Below are 3,542 nucleotides of genomic sequence, written 5' to 3'. Positions count from 1 at the left end.
GCAGCACCCGCCGGCCGCGCGCGACCGGGATCGTCCCGCGCCAATGGTAAAATGCCGGATTCTCCTTCCCCTCGCTCGACCCGGCCCCAAGGCCCGCCCGATCATGTCCGACACTCGTCCCGATACGCTTTTCGCCCTCACCGCGCTTTCGCCCATCGACGGCCGCTACGCCAGCAAGACCGAAGCGCTGCGCGACTGGCTCTCCGAAGCCGCCTTCATGCGCCACCGCGTCACCGTCGAGGTGCACTGGCTGATCGCGCTGTCGCGCGCCGGCTTCGCGGAAGTCCCGCGCTTCTCCGATGCGTCCGAACAGTTCCTGCTGCAGCTCGCCGAGCGCTTCACCGCGCACGACGCCGCCCGCATCAAGGACATCGAGCGCGTGACGAACCACGACGTGAAGGCCGTCGAATACTGGCTGAAGGAATCGGTGAAGGGCCAGGAAGAACTCGAAAAGGCCAGCGAATTCATCCACTTCGCGTGTACGTCGGAAGACATCAACAACACGTCGCACGGGATGATGCTCGCCGGCGCGCGCGAACACGTGATCCTGCCGGCCCTGCGCACGGTCTACCAGCGCCTCGTCGCCCTCGCGCACGCGCACGCTGAGCAGCCGATGCTGTCGCGCACGCACGGCCAGCCGGCCAGCCCGACGACGCTCGGCAAGGAACTCGCGAACGTCGCGGCCCGCCTCGCCCGTGCAATTACGCGCATCGAGAAGGTCGAGATCCTCGGCAAGATGAACGGCGCGGTCGGCAACTTCAACGCGCATCTGTCGGCGTATCCGGAATTCGACTGGGAAGCGTTCTCGCGCGACGTGATCGAAAACCGCCTGAAGCTCACGTTCAACCCGTACACGATCCAGATCGAACCGCACGACTACATGGCCGAGCTGTTCGACGCCGTGGCGCGCGCGAACACGATCCTGCTCGACCTCGATCGCGACGTGTGGGGCTACATCTCGGTCGGCTACTTCAAGCAGAAGACGAAGGCCGGTGAAATCGGCTCGTCGACGATGCCGCACAAGGTGAACCCGATCGACTTCGAGAACTCGGAAGGCAACCTCGGCCTCGCGAACGCGACGCTGCGCCACCTCGCCGACAAGCTGCCGGTGTCGCGCTGGCAGCGCGACCTGACCGACTCGACGGTGCTGCGCAACATGGGCGTCGCGCTCGGCTACTCGCTGCTCGCGTACGACTCGCTGATCCGCGGCCTCGACAAGCTCGAAGTGAACCCGCAGCGCCTGAACGAAGACCTCGACAACTGCTGGGAAGTGCTCGCCGAGCCGGTGCAGACGGTGATGCGCCGCTACGGCATCGAGAACCCGTACGAGCAGCTGAAGGAGCTGACGCGCGGCAAGGGCATCACGCGCGAAGCGCTGCAGGAATTCGTCGGCACGCTGGCGATCCCGCAAGACGCGAAGGCTCTCCTGCTCGCGATGACGCCTGCGTCGTACATCGGCAAGGCCGTCGAACTCGCGAAGCGGATCGCGTAAGCGCCGCCGACTCCGCACGTAAAAAAGCCCGATGCGAGCAATCGCATCGGGCTTTTTTGTTGCCTGCGTGCCGCAACCGGTCAGAACGAGATCATCCGCCCCGGGTTGAGCGCGCTCATGACGCTCATCGCGGCCTTCGCAGCGGGAATCGCGATCGGCGACAACTGGCGGCCGAGCGGAATCGCGCGATGGTCGATGCCGGTCAGCATCGAGAAATCGTCGTTACGGCCGACGAAATCGTCGCAGATCGCCTTGCCGATCCGCACCGTCTGCGCGACACCGTGGCCGCTCCAGCCCTGCACCATGTACATCGGCACGCGGCCGTCGGTCTTGCGGCTGTCGGTCGCGCCGTTCAGCGTGAAGTCGCTCACGCCGCTCCAGCAGTAGTCGAGCGCGAACCGGCTGTCGTGCTGCGGAAACACCGTGTTCAGCCGCGTCAGCAGGTACGCGTTCACGTCGGGCTGCGCCCAGCACGTGCCGGTGCCCTGCCCGCCGAACAGCAGGCGGTTGCCGCGCACCGGCCGGTAATAGTCGATCTGGAACTGCGTGTCGTACACGGGCATGCCGGCCGGCATCAGGGTCGCGACGTCGACGTCGAGCGGCGCCGTCACGCTCACGTAGGTAAAGAACGGCACGGTCGTCGCGGCGCCGTCGTCGAGCAGCCGGAACGTCGTGTTGTGCAGCGCGAGCACGACGCCCTTGCGCGCGGTGATCGTGCCGCCCGGCGTCGTCGCGACCACGCCCTCCGGCGTCTCGTCGAGTTCGAGCACCTCGGTGCCCTCGAACAGCGCGCCGCCATTCAGGCGGAAGCCATGCACGAGGCCGCGCACCAGCGCGAGCGGATGAATCTGACCGCCGATCGCGTCGATCGCCGCGCCGTGATACAGCCCCGAGCGCACGTAGTCGTCATGCAACTGATGGCGGCCGACGAGCGTCACGCCCGCGTCGCCGAGATGGCGGCGCGCATCCGCGCCGTCGAGCAGCGCGCTCATGTGGCCCGGGTGGACCGCCGCCGTGATGTGGCCGCGCTTGCGGTCGAGTTCGAGCGCGTAACGTGCGCCGATCGCATCGATCAGGTCCATCGATTCGGCCGACGCAAAGCGCCACAGCCGCTTCGCGTCGTCATGCGACAGGTGGTCGATCATGTCGGCGGCTTCCCAGCGCGCAAGGCCGGGCGTGAGCTGCCCGCCGTTGCGGCCCGACGCGGCCGAGCCGACGTGGTGCTTGTCGACGAGGATCGTGTCGACGCCCGCTTCCGCGAGATGCAGCGCGGCCGACGCGCCGAGCAGGCCCGCCCCGATCACGAGCACGTCGCACACCGCGTCGTGCGCAAGCGGCGCGCTGTTCGCGTGGCGCGACAGTGATGCTTCGTACCAGTTGGCCGGGCGCTCGCCGTCGTAGCGGGCCGGGTCGCACCAGTTCCAGTTGTCTTTTTCGATGTTCAGTTGCGTTGGTTCGAAACGCGATTCGCCCTGGATCAGGGATTGATGGTTGAAAGTCATGATTGCACTTGCATGGTCTTGGGCCGCCTGTCGATGAGCCTTCTGGCTTCGCGGGTGGGGCAGCCGGTTCCACATGGGTGTCAACGAGATAAAGGGGCGCGATGGCCCGTGTTGACGGCGGGCACGCTCGTGCCGCCTGGATCCCGGACTGTGCGAAAGCACGTATTGAAAGGTGCCGGGACACCCAATTTCTACACCGCAGAAATAATTCTACAGTGTAGAATAAGCTTTCGTCAAGTTTACAGCCGGTGCCGCACCGGTTCGCCAGCCCGCATCGATGAAAGACAAACCCGCCCAGGGCCCGCGCGGCCTCGACAAGGAGGCCATCGTCGCGGCCGCGCTCGCACTGCTCGAAGACGTCGGCGAAGCCGCGTTCAGCGTGCGCAAGCTCGCGCAGTCGGTCGGCTGCGACCCGATGAGCGTGCTGTACCACTTCAAGTCGAAGGAAGGCCTGAGCCGCGCGATCGCGAACGCGCTGTCGCGCTCGCTCGTGCCGGTCGACGCCGCGCTGCCGTGGCGCGAACGGCTGCGCGACCTCGCGCGCCAGT

Annotated in this window: 3 protein-coding genes; 2 read left to right on the top strand and 1 reads right to left on the bottom strand. The window is 66.6% G+C overall.

The features are described from left to right. The first annotated feature begins 103 nt into the window (after nucleotides 1-103). On the top strand, nucleotides 104-1,492 hold the full coding sequence (gene purB / locus G3N99_RS36705) for an adenylosuccinate lyase (RefSeq protein WP_206124805.1): 1,389 nt from the start codon (nucleotides 104-106) through the stop codon (nucleotides 1,490-1,492). An 80-nt stretch (nucleotides 1,493-1,572) separates the two neighbouring features. On the opposite strand, the gene G3N99_RS36700 is transcribed toward purB, so the two are convergent. After that, entirely contained in the window at nucleotides 1,573-2,994 is a 1,422-nt protein-coding gene (locus G3N99_RS36700; protein WP_206124804.1) for an FAD-dependent oxidoreductase, read from the bottom strand. 277 nt (nucleotides 2,995-3,271) lie between these two features. Between G3N99_RS36700 and G3N99_RS36695 the strand changes: the two genes are divergently transcribed. After that, the coding region (locus G3N99_RS36695; protein ID WP_206124803.1) for a TetR family transcriptional regulator at nucleotides 3,272-3,542 on the top strand (271 nt) is incomplete at its 3' end.

The sequence above is a fragment of the Burkholderia sp. Ac-20392 genome (genome assembly GCF_017104585.1).
Lineage (GTDB): Bacteria > Pseudomonadota > Gammaproteobacteria > Burkholderiales > Burkholderiaceae > Burkholderia > Burkholderia lata.
Note: the sequence above shows the minus strand (reverse complement) of the source record. Positions and strands in the feature narration are given on the sequence as shown.